This is a genomic window from Bacillus sp. RHFS10, assembly GCF_016757475.1.
Lineage (GTDB): Bacteria > Bacillota > Bacilli > Bacillales > Bacillaceae > Bacillus > Bacillus subtilis_G.
The window spans coordinates 1-255 of the sequence record NZ_JAESPO010000040.1 but is presented as its reverse complement, the minus strand read 5'-3'; the positions used below and the strand labels follow the sequence as shown (position 1 = coordinate 255).

At 53.7% G+C, this 255-nt stretch carries 1 rRNA gene; it reads left to right on the top strand.

What is annotated here, in order from left to right:
* Window positions 1-255 (top strand): 16S ribosomal RNA (locus JMN17_RS21570); the annotation flags it as partial.

Genomic DNA, 255 nt, shown 5'->3' with positions numbered 1-255 from the left:
CCAGCATTCAGTTGGGCACTCTAAGGTGACTGCCGGTGACAAACCGGAGGAAGGTGGGGATGACGTCAAATCATCATGCCCCTTATGACCTGGGCTACACACGTGCTACAATGGACAGAACAAAGGGCAGCGAAACCGCGAGGTTAAGCCAATCCCACAAATCTGTTCTCAGTTCGGATCGCAGTCTGCAACTCGACTGCGTGAAGCTGGAATCGCTAGTAATCGCGGATCAGCATGCCGCGGTGAATACGTTCC